At 68.7% G+C, this 17,745-nt stretch carries 19 protein-coding genes and 2 pseudogenes; 12 read left to right on the plus strand and 9 right to left on the minus strand.

All coding sequences use genetic code 11. The features are described 5' to 3' along the window. A partial coding sequence (locus tag J2X34_RS09375) for a transposase family protein (protein WP_429516785.1) occupies nt 1-281 on the minus strand: 281 nt, incomplete at its 3' end. Between the two features lie 189 nt (nt 282-470). Between J2X34_RS09375 and J2X34_RS09380 the strand changes: the two are divergent. Then, nucleotides 471-1,797: pseudogene (locus tag J2X34_RS09380) on the plus strand (DUF222 domain-containing protein). 16 nt (nt 1,798-1,813) lie between these two features. Here the strand turns inward: J2X34_RS09380 and J2X34_RS09385 are convergent. The 4 genes from J2X34_RS09385 to J2X34_RS09400 form a co-directional block, all read right to left on the minus strand. Continuing rightward, nucleotides 1,814-3,094: an RNA polymerase sigma factor gene (locus tag J2X34_RS09385; protein ID WP_429516787.1), complete on the minus strand. Its 1,281-nt coding sequence runs from the start codon at nt 3,092-3,094 to the stop codon at nt 1,814-1,816. Nucleotides 3,095-3,100: 6 nt separating this feature from the next. Further along, nucleotides 3,101-3,448, minus strand: coding sequence for a YciI family protein (locus J2X34_RS09390; RefSeq protein ID WP_114722061.1), 348 nt, complete (start codon nt 3,446-3,448; stop codon nt 3,101-3,103). A gap of 114 nt (nt 3,449-3,562) precedes the next feature. Further along, nucleotides 3,563-4,540: an alpha/beta fold hydrolase gene (locus tag J2X34_RS09395; protein WP_429516789.1), complete on the minus strand. Its 978-nt coding sequence runs from the start codon at nt 4,538-4,540 to the stop codon at nt 3,563-3,565. A 9-nt stretch (nt 4,541-4,549) separates the two neighbouring features. Beyond that, nucleotides 4,550-5,392 (minus strand): lysophospholipase, encoded by an 843-nt coding sequence (locus tag J2X34_RS09400; RefSeq protein WP_429516791.1) that lies wholly within the window; start codon nt 5,390-5,392, stop codon nt 4,550-4,552. 92 nt (nt 5,393-5,484) lie between these two features. Between J2X34_RS09400 and J2X34_RS09405 the strand changes: the two genes are divergently transcribed. Then, nucleotides 5,485-6,105, plus strand: coding sequence for an FHA domain-containing protein (locus tag J2X34_RS09405; protein ID WP_114722158.1), 621 nt, complete (start codon nt 5,485-5,487; stop codon nt 6,103-6,105). Nucleotides 6,106-6,110: 5 nt separating this feature from the next. Here the strand turns inward: J2X34_RS09405 and shbA are convergent, their stop codons facing one another. Beyond that, nucleotides 6,111-6,728 carry an RNA polymerase sigma factor ShbA gene (gene shbA, locus J2X34_RS09410; RefSeq protein WP_114722064.1) on the minus strand — a complete coding sequence of 206 codons (618 nt, stop codon included), beginning with the start codon at nt 6,726-6,728 and terminating at the stop codon, nt 6,111-6,113. Between the two features lie 156 nt (nt 6,729-6,884). Between shbA and J2X34_RS09415 the strand changes: the two genes are divergently transcribed. Next, on the plus strand, nt 6,885-7,874 hold the full coding sequence (locus J2X34_RS09415; protein WP_114722065.1) for a sigma-70 family RNA polymerase sigma factor: 990 nt from the start codon (nt 6,885-6,887) through the stop codon (nt 7,872-7,874). Between the two features lie 3 nt (nt 7,875-7,877). Here the strand turns inward: J2X34_RS09415 and J2X34_RS09420 are convergent, their stop codons facing one another. Then, complete coding sequence (locus J2X34_RS09420; RefSeq protein ID WP_114722066.1) at nt 7,878-8,282, minus strand: VOC family protein; 405 nt, start codon at nt 8,280-8,282, stop codon at nt 7,878-7,880. 157 nt (nt 8,283-8,439) lie between these two features. On the opposite strand from J2X34_RS09420, the gene J2X34_RS09425 reads away from it, so the two are divergent. Continuing rightward, nucleotides 8,440-8,685, plus strand: coding sequence for a hypothetical protein (locus tag J2X34_RS09425; protein WP_114722067.1), 246 nt, complete (start codon nt 8,440-8,442; stop codon nt 8,683-8,685). Between the two features lie 31 nt (nt 8,686-8,716). Here J2X34_RS09425 and J2X34_RS09430 read toward each other — a convergent pair whose 3' ends face one another. Next, entirely contained in the window at nt 8,717-9,007 is a 291-nt protein-coding gene (locus J2X34_RS09430) for a hypothetical protein (RefSeq protein ID WP_114722068.1), read from the minus strand. Nucleotides 9,008-9,232: 225 nt separating this feature from the next. On the opposite strand from J2X34_RS09430, the gene J2X34_RS09435 reads away from it, so the two are divergent. Next, on the plus strand, nt 9,233-10,114 hold the full coding sequence (locus J2X34_RS09435) for an alpha/beta fold hydrolase (protein ID WP_114722069.1): 882 nt from the start codon (nt 9,233-9,235) through the stop codon (nt 10,112-10,114). On the opposite strand, the gene J2X34_RS09440 is transcribed toward J2X34_RS09435, so the two are convergent. After that, nucleotides 10,069-10,329 carry a hypothetical protein gene (locus tag J2X34_RS09440; protein WP_429517198.1) on the minus strand — a complete coding sequence of 87 codons (261 nt, stop codon included), beginning with the start codon at nt 10,327-10,329 and terminating at the stop codon, nt 10,069-10,071. The two genes, J2X34_RS09435 and J2X34_RS09440, sit on opposite strands and share 46 nt — an antisense overlap. A 5-nt stretch (nt 10,330-10,334) precedes the next feature. Here J2X34_RS09440 and J2X34_RS09445 point away from each other — a divergent pair, with 5 nt between their 5' ends. The 7 genes and pseudogenes from J2X34_RS09445 to J2X34_RS09475 all read left to right on the plus strand — a co-directional run bounded on the left by J2X34_RS09445 (nt 10,335) and on the right by J2X34_RS09475 (nt 17,709). After that, the gene (locus tag J2X34_RS09445; protein WP_429516795.1) at nt 10,335-10,643 is read left to right on the plus strand and encodes a hypothetical protein; all 309 of its coding nucleotides are present in this window, start codon (nt 10,335-10,337) and stop codon (nt 10,641-10,643) included. A 265-nt stretch (nt 10,644-10,908) separates the two neighbouring features. Further along, nucleotides 10,909-13,365: a LuxR C-terminal-related transcriptional regulator gene (locus tag J2X34_RS09450; RefSeq protein ID WP_429516797.1), complete on the plus strand. Its 2,457-nt coding sequence runs from the start codon at nt 10,909-10,911 to the stop codon at nt 13,363-13,365. A 126-nt stretch (nt 13,366-13,491) separates the two neighbouring features. Beyond that, on the plus strand, nt 13,492-14,457 hold the full coding sequence (locus J2X34_RS09455; protein ID WP_114722071.1) for a pirin family protein: 966 nt from the start codon (nt 13,492-13,494) through the stop codon (nt 14,455-14,457). 211 nt (nt 14,458-14,668) lie between these two features. Beyond that, nucleotides 14,669-15,433, plus strand: a complete 765-nt coding sequence (locus tag J2X34_RS09460; protein WP_114722072.1) for a pirin family protein — start codon at nt 14,669-14,671, stop codon at nt 15,431-15,433. A 44-nt stretch (nt 15,434-15,477) separates the two neighbouring features. Beyond that, a complete protein-coding gene (locus J2X34_RS09465) occupies nt 15,478-15,642 on the plus strand; it encodes a hypothetical protein (protein ID WP_181818781.1) in 165 nt (54 codons plus the stop codon). A gap of 109 nt (nt 15,643-15,751) precedes the next feature. Beyond that, the gene (locus tag J2X34_RS09470) at nt 15,752-16,684 is read left to right on the plus strand and encodes a PaaI family thioesterase (RefSeq protein WP_429516801.1); all 933 of its coding nucleotides are present in this window, start codon (nt 15,752-15,754) and stop codon (nt 16,682-16,684) included. 93 nt (nt 16,685-16,777) lie between these two features. Further along, nucleotides 16,778-17,709, plus strand: a pseudogene (locus tag J2X34_RS09475) (protocatechuate dioxygenase). Nucleotides 17,710-17,745: the final 36 nt, after the last annotated feature.

The following is a 17,745-nucleotide window of genomic DNA, read 5'->3' on the forward strand; positions in this document are numbered from 1 at the left end:
GGCCGCGCCCAGGGCACCTGCTCGGTGCGGACCCCGCAGTTCGGGCAGGCCACCCGCCGGATCTGGTAGACGAGCCAGAGCCGTCGGGTGCCCAGATCGAGGTGGCGCCAGCGGCGGCGGGCGCGGTCGTAGCCGGCGGCTCCGGTGTGACCGCAGGGGCAGGTCGAGCGGCGGGCTCTCAGGCGTAGTTCGACCTCGACATCGGTTTCGGTGATGGACACCGCAGCAACCGATGCGCCGGGAATTTCGAGCAGCCTGTTAAATGCAGTATTGACGCGCACGTGTAGCGGAGCCCCTGGGTTGAGGTTGGTGTGGTAACCCCGAAACCTAGAGGTGCTGCACGTGCGCGTCTTCTATCTCACCGGCGAAACGCCGATCAATGCGTCCAACAACACAACCCGCCCTGAACAGGGGAAAGGCGCCCACGCAAACCCGAGGAGCGCCACATCAGTTCGAACTAGACTGGCAGTATGAATCCGGGGGGAATCATCGAATCAGGCGCAGCTGCCTTACCGCTGCACGCCGAGGACGTGCGCGCGCTCCCCGAATCCGAGCTCCTGGCCGCCGCGGTCGCCATCTCCCGCGAGATCGAACGCCTCGAAACACTCCGCGTCGCCGCGGTCGCCGAAATCGACGAGCGCGCAGTCTCGTTCGACGCGATCGGCTTCCGCACCGTCAAACTCTGGCTCGCATCGACGACCCTGCTCGAAGTACCCGCCGCCGCACGGATCCTCGCCCTCGGTAAAGCCCTCCGACGCCAACCCGAGATCGCCGACGCCTACGACAATCTGTGCATCTCCGCCGACCACGCCGGTTTGATCGCCAAGTTCTGCGAGACGCCGCCCCGCGGCATGCCCGACGAAGCCCTCGATTCATGCCGAAACGTGCTGCTGGACTGCGCCACCGGACCCGCCGCCACCACCGACACCGTCCGCGGCGCGATAGCGAAACTCGAGCGGATCTTCGAATCCGACGACCTGCCCGCCAGCGAAGACACCGACCGCAACGAACTCCACGCCTCCAAGACTTTGAAACGGGCGCGTCGCCGTCAAAGGCGACTTCGACTCCGTCACAGGCGAAATGCTCCTCACCGCACTATCGGCCCTCACCAAACCGAGGAACCCGGTCGACGACCCCGCCGGCATGCGCATGCGCACCCCCGGACAACGACGCGCCGAAGCATTCACCAAGATCCTGCGCCACTACCTCAACTCCGGCGACGCCCCCGCCGAAGGCGGCGAACGCCCGCACCTGTCACTACACGTGAACGCCCGCGACCTCGCCCGCACCGAGCCGAACACTGACGACCACGCCGACACAGGCAGCAGCACGCCCACCGATCACGCGGACATGGCGGGAGACAAGGACGTCGCCTGGATGCCGTGGATGGGACCGCTCACCATCGCAACCGCCCGCCGCATCGCCTGCGACTGCGACCTCACCCCCGTCGTCATGGACGACGGCGTACCACTCGACCTCGGCCGCACCACCCGCACCGTATCCAAGAAACAACGCCGAGCCCTCGCCGCCCGCGACAACGGCTGCGCCTTCCCCGGCTGCGGCGAACCACCCGCCCACTGCGAAGGCCACCATATAGAACACTGGGCAGACGGCGGACCCACCGACCTCGACAACCTCGTACTCCTGTGCCGCTACCACCACCGACTACTCCACCACTCGCACTGGGAAGTCGAGATCGGCACCGACCGCCACCCGTGGTTCACCCCACCGAGTTCGGTCGACCCGTACAAGAAGCCGATACCAGCGCACAATCGCGCAGGACCACTCGCCGCGTAGGAGCGGGAGAGACGTTCTAGTCCTCTGTGTCCGCGAGCCGACGCCGCAGGTGCTCGCGCTCGGGTTCGGTCCCGGCCAGTTCGAGGGCGCGGCGGTACGCCTCGGCGGCCTCCTCGCGTCGTCCGACCCGGGCCAACAGTTCCGCGCGCGCCGCGGCGTACGGATGGTGGTCGCGCAGACGCGGTTCGTCGGCCAGATCGTCGAGCAGCGCGAGACCCGCCTCCGGCCCGTCCCGCATCGCGACCGCCACTGCCCGGTTGAGCGCGACGACCGGAGACGGAGTGAGCGCGAGCAACACGTCGTAGAGCCCCACGATCTGCGGCCAGTCGGTGCTCGCGACATCAGCGGCCTCGTCGTGCAGCGCGGCGATCGCGGCCTGCACGCCGTACGGTCCGGGCCGTCCCCCGGTGAGAGACACCAACACCAGGGCGCTGCCTTCCTCGATCATCACGCGATCCCACCGGTCACGGTCCTGATCTTCGAGCAGCACCTGCGCACCGCCGGGCCCCGTGCGGGCGTCGCGACGGGCGTGGGTCAGCAGCATCAGCGCGAGGAGACCGGACACCTCACGCTGGTCCGGCATCAGCCGGTGCAGGATCCGCGTCAGGCGGATCGCCTCGTCTGCGACGTCGACACGCTGCAGGTTCTCCCCGGCGCTGGCGGCGTAGCCCTCGGTGAAGATCGAGTACAGGACCTGCAGGACACCCGGAAGGCGCTGCGGCAGCTCGTCGGCGCCGGGAACCCGGAACGGGATCCGTGCCTGCCGAATCTTCTTCTTGGCCCGAACGATCCGCTGCGCCATGGTGGCGGTGGGGACGAGGAACGCCCGCGCAACCTCACCGGTGGTGAGCCCGGCGAGGCACCGCAGGGTCAGGGCCGTCCGATCCTCGGCCGGCAGCGCCGGGTGCGCGCACGTGAAGAACAGTTGCAGCCGGTCGTCGGGAAGTTCGCTGCCGACGTCCGGCGGTGGCGTGGAAGCTGCGCGATCCGCCTCGACCTGGAGGACCGCGACACGGGCGGCGAGCGCCTGGTCGCGCCGCAACCGGTCGACGGCCTTGCGCCGCGCCGTCGTCAACAGCCAGGCACCGGGCTTGGACGGCACCCCGTCCACCGGCCAGTGCCGCAGCGCCGACTCGATCGCGTCGGAAGTTATCTCCTCCGCCAGGTCGAGATCACCGAATCGGCTCACCAGCGCGGCGAGCAGGCGGCCGCGTTCCTCCCGGAAGACCGCCTCGACGGACGCATCCGCGCCGGAGGCCTCCTGGTCGGCCCCGCGGCCACCTGCCTGCCCGTCCATCGACGGTCAGTTCCCGAAGTCGGCGATCGGACGCACCACGATCCGGCCGCCGCCGCGCGAGCCCGGGCAGCGGGCCGCCCAGTCGAGCGCGACGTCGAGGTCCGGCACGTCGATCACGTAGAAGCCGCCCAGGACCTCCCGTGTTTCCGCGAACGGGCCGTCGGTGGTGATCGTGCGGTCGCCGCCCCGCCCCACCTGCACGCTCGTCGCGGTGGTGAGATCGGCCAACGACTCCCCCGAGACGAAGATGCCGGCGTCCTTGACCTCCTTGTCGTAGACCATCCAGTCCTCGGGGGTGCAGCCGGCGGCACCGGCGTCGGCGGATTCGGCGTTGATCAGCAGCAGGTACTTCATGGTTGTGGCTCCTTCGTTTCGAGGCGGGTTGAATGCCGTACACCGTGACGACGAACGGACCGCGGCCGAATCGACAGGTCCTCCGAGATTCTCCGAACTTTCTCCCCCGGTCGGTCAGTCGAGCCCCGCCAGGAATTCGAGCATCGCTGCGTTGACGCGTTCCGGCGCCTCCATCTGCACGAAATGTCCGACGTCCGGGATCACGTGGGTGGACACGAGGCCGGGGACCATCCGGCTCATCGTCTCGAACGGATCCTGGCCCATCATCTCGAGCACCGGGTCCTTCGCGCCTGCCACGAACGTGACGGGGACGGTGATCGGACGATCGTGCAGCTCCTCGTTCTGCTCCCACACGTAGTCGTCGGCGCGATACCAGTTCAGTCCGCCGGTGAAACCGGTCCGCGTGAACTCCCGTACGTAGTAGTCGAACTCGTCTTCACTGAGCCACGACCACGGCAGTGCGGGCGGCTCGGGCAGCACGTCGAGGTACCCGTTGCCCTCGGACGGGAAGTCCCAGCAGTCGAGATAGCGGTAGGCACCGCTGAGCGCGTGGAAGATCTTGGCGAGGAACGCCTTCGGGTTGCCTCCGAGCTCGCGGTCGGCCGGGCCGTGCTCCTGGAAGTAGTGCAGGTGCACGAAGTGCTGGGAGGCGAGGTACCGGAATCCGATCGTCGGCTGGATCGGCTGGCGCGGCATGCGCGGCACGCTGAGCTGCATGAGCGCCCGCACGCGGCCGGGCGCCCACGTGGGCAGGTCCCACACCAGCTGCGCACCGAAGTCGTGGCCCGCGAAGACCGCGTCCTCGATCCCGAGGGCGTCGAGGAGCCCGACCATGTCATCGACGGTGTGCCGGCGATCGTACGAACGCGGATCCGACGGCGCGTCGGTGCGGCCGTAGCCGCGCATGTCGGGGGCGATCACCCGGTAGCCCGCCGCGGCGAGCGCGGGCAACTGATGCCGCCAGCTGTACCAGAGACCCGGGAAGCCGTGACACAGCACGACGGGTGGGCCCTCCCCCTGCTCGGCGATATGCATGTCGATGTCGCCGACGCGAACGCTCCGGTGGCTGAGTGCGCTGACAGGATCGGTCATTTCGGGATATTACGTCACCTGCAGGCGCGGGCGGAGCCAATCGACGACGTCGTCGAGCACCTTCTCCTGTTCGGGCTCGTTGAACACCTCGTGGTACAGACCGTCGTACGCCTTGAACGTCAAGTCCTTCGATCCGGTGCGAGAGGCGATCATCCGACTGCCGGAAATGTCGGCGAGATGATCCTCGGTGCCGTGCATGACGAGCATCGGCAGGGTCAGAGACGGCAACCGGGCCGGGAAACTCTCGGCGGCGATGATCATCCCGCGTGCGATGCCCGCCTTGACCTTTCCGTGATAAACCAGCGGGTCGGACTCGTACGCCGCGACCACGGCAGGGTCGCGCGAGACCGCCTTCGCATCGAGGGTCTCGACGGGTACACCGGGGGCGAAGCGTCCGAGGAGCTTCCCGATCTCGATCACGACCTTGGGCTTACCCGTGGCGACGTCGACCGCCGGCGCCGACAGGATCAGACCCGCCAGCTCGTCCTGATGGTCGAGCGCATACGACAGCGAAATGGCGCCACCCATGCTGTGGCCCAGCAGGAATCGGTCGAGGCCCGGATTCTCGGTGATCGCGATCGCGGACAACCGGTGGAGATCGTCGGTGAATTCCGACCACTCGCGCAGCTCGATCGGCCTGCCACCCGACCGGCCGTGACCGCGATGGTCGGGCGCGTACACCACCAGACCCAGCCCGGTGAGCCGCGCGACCACGTGGTCGTACCGGCGAGCGTGCTCGCCCAGACCGTGCGCGAGCAGGAGGATGCCGGTCGGCGGGCCGTCCGGCCGCCAGACGTCGTACACGATGCGGGTGCCGTGCACCCCGGTGAATTCCGACTCTGTGTGCTGCACGAATGCGAGTGTAGGTCGGTCGACGCCGACATGGGGCGCTTGTCAGTCGCCGGTTCGGCCGGGCACGATGAAAATGTCCCCGAGGAGTGGCGATGAGTGCAATCGATGCGCCCTGCCTGCGGTACACCGACCAGACGGGGTGTCCGCGCGAGTTGACGCTGTCCGTGGATACCCCGCGGGTGACGGTGGGCCGCTCGTCCGAAGCGGACGTGGCGCTGGTGTCGGATCCGGAGGTGTCGCGGCTGCACGCGACGATCGAATGGATCGGCACCGACTGGACGATCGCCGACGACGGCCTGTCCCGCAACGGCACCTTCGTCAATGGTGAACGCATCTCAGGCCGACGACGGCTACGCAACGGCGACAGCATCCGGATCGGCAACTCGGCGTTCGTGTTCCGCGACCTGTCCGGGCAGGGTGGGGACCCGACGCGCATCGCCGTGGACATTCCGACCGTCCGTTCTCTGACGCAGACGCAACGGACCATCCTGGTCGCCCTGTGCCGGCCGTACAAGCACAACGCGGCGTTCGCGAACCCGGCGTCCAATCAGCAGATCGCCGACGAGGTGTTCCTCAGCGTGGATGCGGTCAAGACACACCTGCGGGCCCTGTTCGCCAAGTTCGGCGTCGAGAAGCTGCCGCAGAACCAGAAGCGACTCCGGCTGGTCGAGAAGGCACTGCACAGCGGCGTGATCACCGAGCACGATCTGTGAGGGGCTCAGGCCGCCGGTTCCACGACCCGGGGTGACTGCGCCCGGAGTCGGCCGAGTGCGCGGTGCTGCGCGATCCGGACCGCCCCCGCCGTCGTGCCGAGGGCCGCCGCGGTCTCCGCCGCCGACATCCCCCACATCACCCGCATCACCACGACCTCGCGGTACCGCTCCGGCAGCGAGTCGACGAGCGCGCGGGCATGCGCGCCGCGTTCGGAGGCGATTGCCCGCTCCGCGGGGCCGGCGTCCGGGCAGACAGGGTCGGTGGCCTCGTCGAGCGGGTCGCAGGTTCGTCCGGCGGCGCGGCGTGCGTCCACCACCTTGTGCCCGGCGATCGCGTACACGTAGGTCAGGAACGACGCGCCCTGCTCCCGGTACCGCGGCAGCGCCGTCAACACGGCGACGCAGACCTCGTGAGCGACGTCCTCGGCGACCTCGCGCAGCGCCCCACGCCCCAACCTGGCGTAGCAGTAGCGGCGCACCAGGGGGTAGACCACGGCGAGTACTTCCGAACGCGCTTCGTCGTCGCCTTCGACGGCGCTGGGCACCCAGTCCTCCAGGACCTCGCGGGCCCGAGCGGCGGTGATCTCACCGATCCGCTTCGTGTTGCAGACGATCCCGTACATGTCGTTCTCCCTCGCCGGGCGGCACGGTCGACCGCTCCATACATTCGATCCTCGGCGCGTCGCGGCCGTCCCGACAGACACCCTCGGGTGGGAGTCGCACACCCCGCCGACGTCGAGCTGTTCCGCTTGTCGGGGGGCGCCACTAGGGTTCGGGACATGACCGTTGAGCAGAGCGTCGACGACCAATTCCTCGCTGCCGCAGATCCTTACCGGCGCGAACTACTGGCGCACTGCTACCGGATGATGGGGTCGATCCACGACGCCGAGGACCTGCTGCAAGAGACGCTCGTGCGAGCGTGGCGTGGGTACGGCAACTTCGACGGCCGGTCGTCGATCCGCACGTGGCTGCACCGGATCGCGACCAACACGTGCCTGACGGCGCTCGAGGGCCGGGCCCGCCGCCCGCTGCCGACCGGCCTGGGCGCGCCCAGTTCCGACCCGTCCGACGACCTGATCGAGCGCGGCGAGGTGCCGTGGCTCGAGCCGATTCCGGATTCGATGGTGTGGGGCGATTCGGGCCGGGGTGCGGACGATCCCGCGACCGTCGTGGCGGAACGCGAATCGGTGCGGCTGGCGTTCGTCGCGGCGCTGCAGCACCTGTCGGCCCGTCAGCGCGCGGTGCTGGTGCTGCGGGACGTGCTGCAGTGGAAGGCCGCCGAAGTGGCCGCCGCCCTGGACACGTCCACGGCGGCGGTGAACAGTCTGTTGCAGCGGGCCCGAGCACAACTGTCCGAGGCGACGCCCACCCCGGACACCCTGGTCGAACCCGAGTCGGACGAGACCCGCGAACTGCTGCGCCGGTACGTCGACGGATTCGAACGGTACGACATCGACGGGCTGGTGGAGATGTTCACCCGCGACGCCGTGTGGGAGATGCCGCCATTCGTCGGGTGGTACGTCGGTGGTGCCGACATCGCGCGCCTCATCAAGGAGAAGTGCCCCGCTCAGGGCGCCGGCGACATGCGGCTGCTCCCGACGTCGGCGAACGGGCAACCCGCGCTCGGCCTGTACATGCGGGACGAGGACGGCATCCACCGACCGTTCCAACTGCATGTCCTGGACGTCACCGAGCACGGGGTCGCGCACGTCACGTGCTTCTTCGACACCGAACTGTTCGACAGATTCGGCCTGCCCGCCCACCCCTGACGGCTACTGCCCGGTCGCGGCCGGATCCATCCACATGACCTCCCACACGTGGTTGTCGAGGTCGCGGAAGGACCGCCCGTACATGAACCCGTGATCCTGCGGGTCCATCCACTTCGTTCCGCCGGCCGCGATGGCGGCGTCGACCAGCGAGTCCACACCCTCGCGGCTGTCGGCGGAGATGCACGTGAGCACCTCGCGGCTCTTCGTGGTGTCGCAGATGTCGTCGGCGATGAAGTCGCGGAAGCGGCTCTCCTGCAGCAGCATGATCCACGCCGAGTCATTGACGGCCATGCACGCGGTGCTCTCGTCGCAGAACTGCTCGTTGAACTCGAAGCCGAGGTCCCCGAAGAACTTCCGGGTGGCAGCGACGTTCTCGACCGGCAGGTTCACGAAGATCAATCGGGACATCGGGGGTCTCCTGACTCGAGGGGGATGTTCGGGTGGGGTGAGCCTGCGAGATGCTCACACCAGGACAGACCTGTGCCGCGCGAAAAACTCATCGCACGCACCGGACGGACCAGGGAAAGGGGTATGCACACCGGCGTCGCGGTGGTGTCATGGATTCATGAGTGAGGACAAGCGCCACTTCGTAGCAAACCGACTCGACGGCATCATCCACACGCTCGAGCTGAACGCACCGACCGAGGACGAGCCGTCGCCGGTGCCCACCGCGAACGGCTTCACCGGATCGCTCGCCGAGGCACAACGCCACCGCGCCGAGCTGGAATCCGCGACCCCCGAGCGGGTGGACCAGATCGCCGCGGGCTACCCGGAGATCGCGACGGACTGGGCGCAGAAACAACCGACCTGACGGCCGCGACACGGCAGTCGGTACCCCCAAGTCAGTACCCCAGGCCGTCCGGCAGTCCGAGATCGTCGAGTCTCTTGATCCGGCGGTGCTCACGCAGGACCAGTACCGGCCCGACCACCAGGCTCACCGCGCAGATCGTCCCGGCGATCCACGCCCAGCCCTGGAACCCGTAGCCTGCCGCGACCAACGCCATACCGAGCGTCACGATCCCGATCCCGACCAGCGCGTAACCGGGCCAGTTGCGGGTGTCCTCGATCGCTTCGCCCGGATGTTCGTGCACCCGGCCGGAGGAGTTCCGCGGGTCGTCTTCGAAGTAGTTCACAAAAGCCTCCCGGTCCGACGTTCCGTTTGCGCTCTCGTACTGCACTCGTGGTGATTGTCCCCCTGCACCGGAACTCTGCGCACGATTACCGACAGTTCGACAACCCACCCGAGGTGTCCGCCTCCGCCACCTCGGTGAGTCCGCGCCATCCCCCGGGCCACTGTCCGCACCGCGCCCCACCCACGAGATTGGTAGATACACACCACCTCGACCCGGGAGGGCGTCATGACCACGAAGCGCAGCACCGACGCCGACCACGGTCGTCGGCACATCGTGCAGTCCGAGGACGGGGTGGCGCTCGCGGTACGTGAGTACGGGCCGTCCGACGCACCGGTGACCGCGGTGTTCGTGCACGGGCACTGCCTGCACTCGCATTCGTGGGCGCGACTGCGCTCGCACCTGGTCCGCGAGTGGGGTCCGTCGGTCCGGATGGTCTTCTACGATCACCGCGGCCACGGCGCGTCGGGCAGCGCGCCCGCCCACACGTACACGATCGACCAACTGGGACGCGACCTCGACGCGGTGATCCGGGCGACCGTTCCGACCGGGCCCGTCGTGCTGGTGGGTCACTCGATGGGCGGCATGGCCGCGCTGGCCTACACCCGTCAGAACCCGGCCGCGGTCGGCTCGCGCGTCGTGGGCGTCGGCCTGCTGTCGACCGCCGCGAGCGACATCACCCGCTCCGGGCTCGGCCGGTTCCTGCGGCACCCGGTGATGTCGCTGTTCCAGTTCGGTGTCGAACGGGTGCCCCGGCTGATGCAACGCGTCCTGACGCACACCCTCGACAACCAGACATCGGTCGTGACGATGTACGGATTCCTCCGGTCGTTCGTCGGACTGGACGAGTCCGGTTCCCTCGCGGCGCTGCGCACCATCCCGTCGCTCGTGCTCGGCGGCACGGCCGATCTGCTGACACCGTTCGAACATTCGGTGGCGATCGCGGCCGATCTACCGTCCGCCGAACTGGTGCGGCTGGACGACGCGGGGCATTCGGTGATCCTGGACCAGGCCGCCGACGTCGCGCACGCGCTGGTCCGGCTCGTCGCCCGGGCCGGCGACCACTACGCGGCCGCACCGTCCACGACACGGCTCTCGGCGGTCGTGTGACGGCCCCGCGACGTCGCCTCGAGTGCGTCGGATTCGGCACAGTCCCTGAGCAATTCGGACCGGTAGTACTCACCGGGTTCGTCGGCGCACGCACACTGCTCGACGCCCTTCGCGAGCTTCCCGCCGGACGACCGCGGAAGCTCGTCCACGACCACGAGATGCTCGGGGTGGAGCTCCTTGGAGACGGCGGGATGGGTCTCGACTTCCTGCCCCACCTGCGGTGCCGAGATGTTCTTGCCTCCAGGCCTTCGCCGCCGGCACACAGGTCGCATGGCTCGCGGAACTGTTCGCCACCAAGTCGCGCGCCGCGGGCATCGGCATCGCGGTCTCGCTCGCGGCCGCGATTTTCGGCGGCACCGCGCCGTATCTCAATTCGTGGCTGACGTCCCGTGGCATCCCCGACCTCTTCACGTGGCATGTCGTCACGCTCGCCCTGTGCGTCGCGCTTGCAGCCTTCTTCACCCGCGAGACCAAGGGCGTGTTGCTGACCGCGATCGAGTCCCCCGAACAGGTCCCTCACACCTCCTGAACCGCGTCGGCGATTCCCCGCCTGCACCCGGAGGGTTGTGGAAGTATTTACTTGACGTGCACGTGGCCTCGAATTGTGGTCACGTGCACGTTCAGGGTTTCGTGGGGGCACGATTCCGACCATCGACGAATGTCGGTGGACGACTGGGGGTGTGTGAGTGGGACCGCAATACGAACAACCGAGTCCGGGCCGACAGCGCGACCGTGCACGAAGATTCCTGCTCGATCGCCCTCGGCTGTTCGCGCTGATATCGGAACTACCCGCCTTGACCGTTGTTCGTGGGCCCCGCGGCGCAGGGAAGACCGCCTTCGCGACGACCTGGATCGCATCCGCGCAGCGCCCGTCGGGGCCGATCGTGATGATGGACACCCCCGCACCACACACCGCACCGGACGACTACTGGAACACCGTGGCGGCCCGCGTCGACGCGGCACTCGAATCCACTCCCGCGGCGGCCTCCGACCCCGTCGTACTCGTCCTCGACGACATCGATCGTCTGCATGATCCGGCGGCCGAACTCCGCATTCTCGGACTCCTCGACCTGGATCCGCGGTTGCACGTCGTCGCGACGACGCGGGATTCGTGCGTCTTCAGCGACGCGATGCTCGACGTCGACCATGTCGCGATCTCACCCACCGATCTGCTGTTCACGCTCGACGAATCACGTGCGGTGCTGTGTGCGCACGGCACCGAAGCGGCACCGCACCTTCTGGCGATGGTGCAGGACCTCACCGGGGGCTTCCCGCCCCTCGTGCAGGCCGCCGTGGCCGTCGTCCGCCCGTTCGGCATCGACTTCGAGCAGAGCCGAGAACTCGCCCTGAGCGCCCTCGAACGATCGATCGACCGCTTTGTCGATCGGGAGATCCTGCGCGACGAGGAGCTCTCGGAACTGCGGGACTTCATGCTCACGACGTCGGCGGCGAAAACCCTCACCGCCGAGATCGCCGCGATGCTGACCGCGGACCACACCGCCCACGACATGCTTCGGGAACTCGAAGCAGCCGGCGTGCTCGTCCGCCTGCCGTGGCCGAAGGACACCGAGTGGCAGTACCCACCGCCGATCCGGGAGTCCCTGATGCGCGATGTCCGCAACGAGGCCCCGGAAGGTCCGCTGCGCGCATCGAGCGACCTGGCTCGATGGTTCCTTCAGCAGGACGATGTCGCTCAGGCACTCGTCTACGCCGTCGAGGGGCGGGACTGGGACCAGGCGGTGTCGATTCTCAAGGCCAACTGGGTGGTGCTGATCTCGCGGCACTTCCGCCTGGTCCGCGAAAGCCTGGCGGCGCTGCCCGAACACGCGGTCGCCGACGACCTCACGATCCGAGCGGGCCGGGAGCTGTTCCTGCGGTTCGGCGCCGACTCGGCGCAGCTGCCCGATCTCGCGCCGCCGACCGTCGATGTCGATACGGCGGCGCGCGGCCCGGCGATCGCGGACGTGCTCGCGGTGAGCAGCGTGCAGTCGTTCATCCTGCGGATCGCCGGCAATCTCACGCAGGCGTCCGAGCTGACCGTGCGCATGTCGGAACTCGGTGATCGCGCGCTCGAGTTGCAGCCCGACACGGTGTCCGCGTTCCTTCCCCTGCTGCGGCTGCAGTGGGGTATCACGCAGCAGTTGCACGGCGACCTTTCCCGATCCTCTGCCGAACTCCGCCGTGCCTACAACAGCAACCGTCCGGCCGGAACCGACTTCGTCGCCCGCAACGCCGCCGGAAGCCTCGCACTCAACTACGCCCTGATCGGCGAGTTGGGCCACGCCGAGACCTGGCTCGAGCGGGAACGCCGACACGAGGACGCCGCGGCCTGGGTCACCGCGATGGTTCGGGTCGGCGGGCTCGTAGCAGGCGCGCTGGTCGCCCTGGACCGGATGGAGCTCGACGTCGCCGCCAAGATCCTCGCCGAACTGGGCGACCTGCCGGACGACGAGGAGCTGTGGGCGTTCGCGCTGTACGCGCACTGCCAGCTGGAACTCGTGAGCGGGCAGGCCGGAGCGGGACTCGACCGGATGCACCGGGCGAGCGCGGTCTACGAGCGGTGGTTCACTCCGGGATCGATCGCGGCGGCGCTGCTCACGGCGACCGAGGCCGACCTGTACTCGGCGCTGGGGCGAGGCAACGAGGCGTGGCGGACCGTCGAGAAGACACCCGGCCGAGGACCGTGGACGTCGATGGCCCGTGCACGCATGAACCTCTCGAGCGGACACCCGGCAGCGGCACTGGCCGACTGCGTGCGGCCGACGGTCACGGACTGTGCCCATCCGCGGATCCGGATGGAGTCGGCCCTGGTCCAAGCCGCTGCACATCTCGAGTTGTCGCACGAGCCCCAGGCCCAGGCGATGCTGCAGCGGGCCGTCGCACTGTTCGACCAGACCGGGTTGGTCCGACCGTTCGCGTCCCTGCCGGTCGGTCGCATCGCGCAGATGTCGACGCTGGGCGTGGCGCTGCCGGAGAAATGGCTGGCTGCGGTTCCGCCTCCGGAGTCGGGGGTCTTCCCGGACCGAATCCGGTTGGTGGATCTGAGCGACCGCGAGTCCGCGGTGCTGAACGTCCTGGCGTCCACGTCGTCGGTCGCCGAAATCGCCACCACGCTGTTCGTCTCTCAGAACACCGTCAAGACGCAGCTGCGGAGCGTCTACCGCAAACTGGGCGTCCATTCGCGGGCCGACGCGCTCCTCACAGCGGCCCGGCTCGGGCTCATCGGTCCCCCACCCGGCACGGCAGGCTGACCCAGGGGCTGGTCTCGGGGCCGATCTTCGCTACGCCCCGACCGGGTGGGGAATAGATCCGTTCGTGCGGTGTTGAGCTACGGTGAACTAGTTGAATCCTCAACTAATAGATCCGAGGAGGGCTCCATGCCTGCCGTGACCGTCGACAACATCCTCGCGCTGCCCCGCATCGAGGCGGCCGACCCGACTGCGGTCGACCGTCCCGTTCTGGGCATCGCCACCGCTCCGGTCGGATACGAGGGCGAGGGCTTCCCCGTCCGCCGCGCATTCGCCGGGATCGACCTGGCCCACCTCGACCCGTTCATCCACATGGACCAGATGGGCGAGGTCGACTACGCACCGGGCGAGCCCAAGGGCACCCCGTGGCACCCGCACCGCGGCTTCGAGACCGTCACCTACATGATCGACGGGATCATGGAGCACCAGGACTCCAACGGGGGTGGCGGCACCATCGGCGGCGGCGACACCCAGTGGATGACCGCCGGCGGCGGCATCCTCCACATCGAGACCCCGCCCGAACACCTCGTGATGAGCGGCGGCCTGTTCCACGGCGTGCAGCTGTGGGTCAACCTCCCCAAGAGCAACAAGATGGCCGCGCCCCGCTACCAGGACATCACCGGCAGCAAGGTCGCGCTCCTCTCGAGTCACGACGGCGGCGCACTGATCCGGGTCATCGCGGGCGAGATCGCCGGGCACCAGGGCCCGGGTTCGACGTACACCCCGATCGCGCTGTCGCACACGACCGTCGCACCGGGCGCGAGCGTCACCCTGCCGTGGAACCGCGACTTCAACGCGATCGTCTACGTGCTCGCGGGCGACGGATACGTCGGCGCCGATCGCCGACCGATCTCGTCCGGCCAGACCGCGGTCTTCGGCCGCGGGGACTCGATCACGATCGCGGCGGCCGGCACCCAGGACTCGCGCACCGAGGCGTTGGAGGTGTTCGTTCTCGGTGGCCAGCCCATCCGCGAACCCATCGCGATGGCCGGTCCGTTCGTCATGAACACCAAGGCAGAGGTCATGCAGGCGTTCGAGGATTTCCAGGCCGGTCGACTCGGCTCGATCCCCGCCGCGCACGAATCACTCGGCTGAGTCGACAGACCGACACCAAAACGACTGGCGGGCAACCGATCACGAATGACGGCGATTTCCTCGCCGTCGTGATCGGTTCGCCCGTCACTCGTCCGTGAACACTCCGAGACCGATTCGACACCACTGATTCGGCGCCGACGGGTTCCACTTCGTACGCTGGTGACGCGACAGCGCGAAAGCCCCGAACGCGACTGTCACCGAGGAGGACCGCATGCCAGCTCTCACCACGCCCCACATCGACGTCCACCGCTCGGGCGACCGCCTGAAGACCCGGATCCAGTGGTTGGACTCGAAGCACTCGTTCTCGTTCGGCCATCACTACGACCCGGACAACACCCATCACGGACTGCTGCTGGTGAACAACGACGACATCGTCCAGCCTGGGCAGGGCTTCGACACCCACCCCCACAAGGACATGGAGATCGTCACCTGGGTGCTGCGGGGATCGCTGGTGCATCAGGACTCCATCGGCCACTCCGGCGTCATCTATCCCGGCCTCGCCCAGCGGATGAGCGCGGGCACGGGAATCCTGCACTCGGAGAAGAACGACTCGTGGCGGCTGCAGGGTGACGAGCACACCGAGCCGGTGCACTTCGTCCAGATGTGGGTCGCGCCCGACGAGCCTGGGATCACCCCCGGGTACGAACAGCTCGAGATCGACGACGAACTGCTGTCCGGCGGGCTGGTACCGGTGGCGTCGGGCATGCCGCAGCATCGGGACCACGCGGCGATCCGCATCAAGAACAAGTACGCGTCGCTGCACGCCGCCCGCCTCCAGCCGGGCAAGGCGGTGCGGATCCCGGAGGCGCCCTTCGTGCACGTGTTCGTGGCGCAGGGCACCGCGGAGATGGAGGGCGTCGGGACGCTCTACGAGGGTGACGCCGTCCGGCTCAGCTCGTCCGGCGGGCAGACGATCTCCTCCGAGATCGGCGCGGAGATCCTGGTGTGGGAGATGCACGCCCGTCTCGGCGGCTGAGATTCCGACGGTCCCGCATGCCTCCGCTTGGTGACGAGGAGGGTATGACACCGGTGGCCCGCACCACCCACCTCGATCTCGAGACCGGGACCGGCATCACCACCGGCGAGGTCTGGGACTCGGCGGGGCAGGAGACGCACTACGGCCCGACGGCCCCGACATCACCGTCACGTCCGAGGTGGTCCGGGCGGGACGGCGTCTGGCCCTGATCGAAACCCGGCTCACGACGCCGACGGCAGCCTGCTCGTGTCGGCTCGCGCGAGCGCGCAGGTGGGATAGCGGTTCGGCACCGTCGAGCGTTGGTGGTACACAGGACCGATGACCGCGACAGCCGACGACCTCCACACCCGCAAGCCCGCCCCCGAGCGGGTCGACCGGCTCAACCTGTTCATGGGAGTCGGGGCGCGGGAGATCCGGCGCGGGCATCTCGTGCTTGCCCAGGAAGTCGGCGCCCGCTTCCACGACCACCGCGGGCAGACGATTCTCGGCTCGGTCGGTGTGCTCGCCGACGCCTGCCCCGGCGGCGCGCTGGGCAACTCGATGCCCTCCGACGCCGGCATGGTGCTCTCGCAGATCTCCGCGACGCTGGCCGCGCCGATGCCGGCCCACGGAATGGTCGTCTCGACCGGTGACGTCGTCAACCTCGACGTCGACGCCGGCATCGGACTCGCGGCCGGTGCCATGCGCGACGGCGACGGCAACATCGTCGCCGTCCTGCAGTCGCGCGGCGTCTTCGTCACGCGCCCCCGCGCGAACGCCGACGCGGTGCTGAGCGGCGAACGCCTCCCCGTGCCCGCACCCGAGCCGTGCGCGGCACCGGACGAACTGGCCGGACGTGCCGGCCTGGACATCGTCGACGGCATCGCATCGGAGCGGATCGCGCGCGGCCCCCTCGCCGGGCTGCTCGACGTCCGCCTCACCGACGTCGAGCGGGGCAGCCTCACCGCGACGTTCGCGCCGCGGGACTGGATGAGCAACTACCTGGGTTCGATCCAGGGCGGCATCCTGATCACCGCGGCCGACCTGGTCAACGGCCTTGTCGCCCAGACTCTCACCGCGATCGACCAGCAGTACCGGATCCTGGACCTGCGCATCGACTTCGTCCGCTCCCCCGCCACCGACGGCCCCGACATCCGGGCCGAGGCGGAGGTAGTCCGCGCCGGGCGACGGCTGGCGCTCATCGAGTCCCGGCTGGTCGACGACTCGGGCCAGGTCCTGATCCGGGCCGCCGCGAGCGCGCAGCTGCTGTAACGCTCACAGCCGACTCCCAGCTGGTATCCAGCCTCACGGCAGTCGTCCGACGCACGATGATTCTCGAAGCAACCGCAGCGAGGAGGATCTCGAGTGAACAAAGACGTGGAACTGAGCCGCCAACGGATCAGCCGGCGACGGGCGCTCGCCCTGGGCGGGACGATCAGCCTGGGCGGGCTGATCGCCGCGTGCAGTAACGGCGGCGGCTCCGGCTCCTCTGCCACCGCCCCCGCGACCGCCCCCGCGACCGCTGCCGCGTCGGGCGGCACTGTCGACGCCCAGTTGCTGGCGCTGCTCGACCAGGCACCGCGGTGCGTCATGGCGGTCGAGGAGACGCAGGGCCCGTACTGTTCGACGTCGACTCCATCCGCAACGACATCCGTGAGGACCGTCCCGGTCTGGAGCTGAACCTCGCGATGCGCGTCCAGGATCTGACGAACTGCAGCCCGGACGGCAGTGCGACCGGTGTCGCGAACGCCGTCGTCGAGATCTGGCACTGCGACGCCGGCGGCGTCTACTCCGGTTTCGAGTCCGGCTCGCAGGCCGCCAACCAGGGCGGCGGCATGGGTGGCGCCATGGGTGGCGCCATGGGCCGGCCGCCGCAGGGCGGCCCGGGCGGCGGTATGGGCATGGGCGGTTCCGGCGAGACGTCCGACGGCTCGTACAGCGTCGGCGATCAGGAGGCCACCACCACCGACGACGGCACCTACCTGCGCGGCGCCCAGACCACCGATGCCGACGGGATCGTCCAGTTCACGACCGTCTTCCCCGGCTGGTACACGGGCCGGACCGTGCACATCCACCTCAAGGTGCACATCGACAAGAAAACGGTGCTCACCACCCAGCTGTTCTTCGACGACACCTTCACCGACGAGATCCTCTCCACCGTCTCGCCGTACGCCGACCACACCGGTCGCGACACCCGCAACGCCTCCGACGGCATCTTCGACGAGGCCGGTCTGATGGCCACGTCGCGGCAGTCCGATCGGGTCCTCGCCGCGATCAACCTCGGTATCGACGCCTGATCCCCTCGCCCCGCCTCCGGCAGGACCGGCCACGCG

The organism is Rhodococcus sp. BE178, from assembly GCF_050433545.1.
In the GTDB taxonomy this organism is placed as follows: domain Bacteria; phylum Actinomycetota; class Actinomycetes; order Mycobacteriales; family Mycobacteriaceae; genus Prescottella.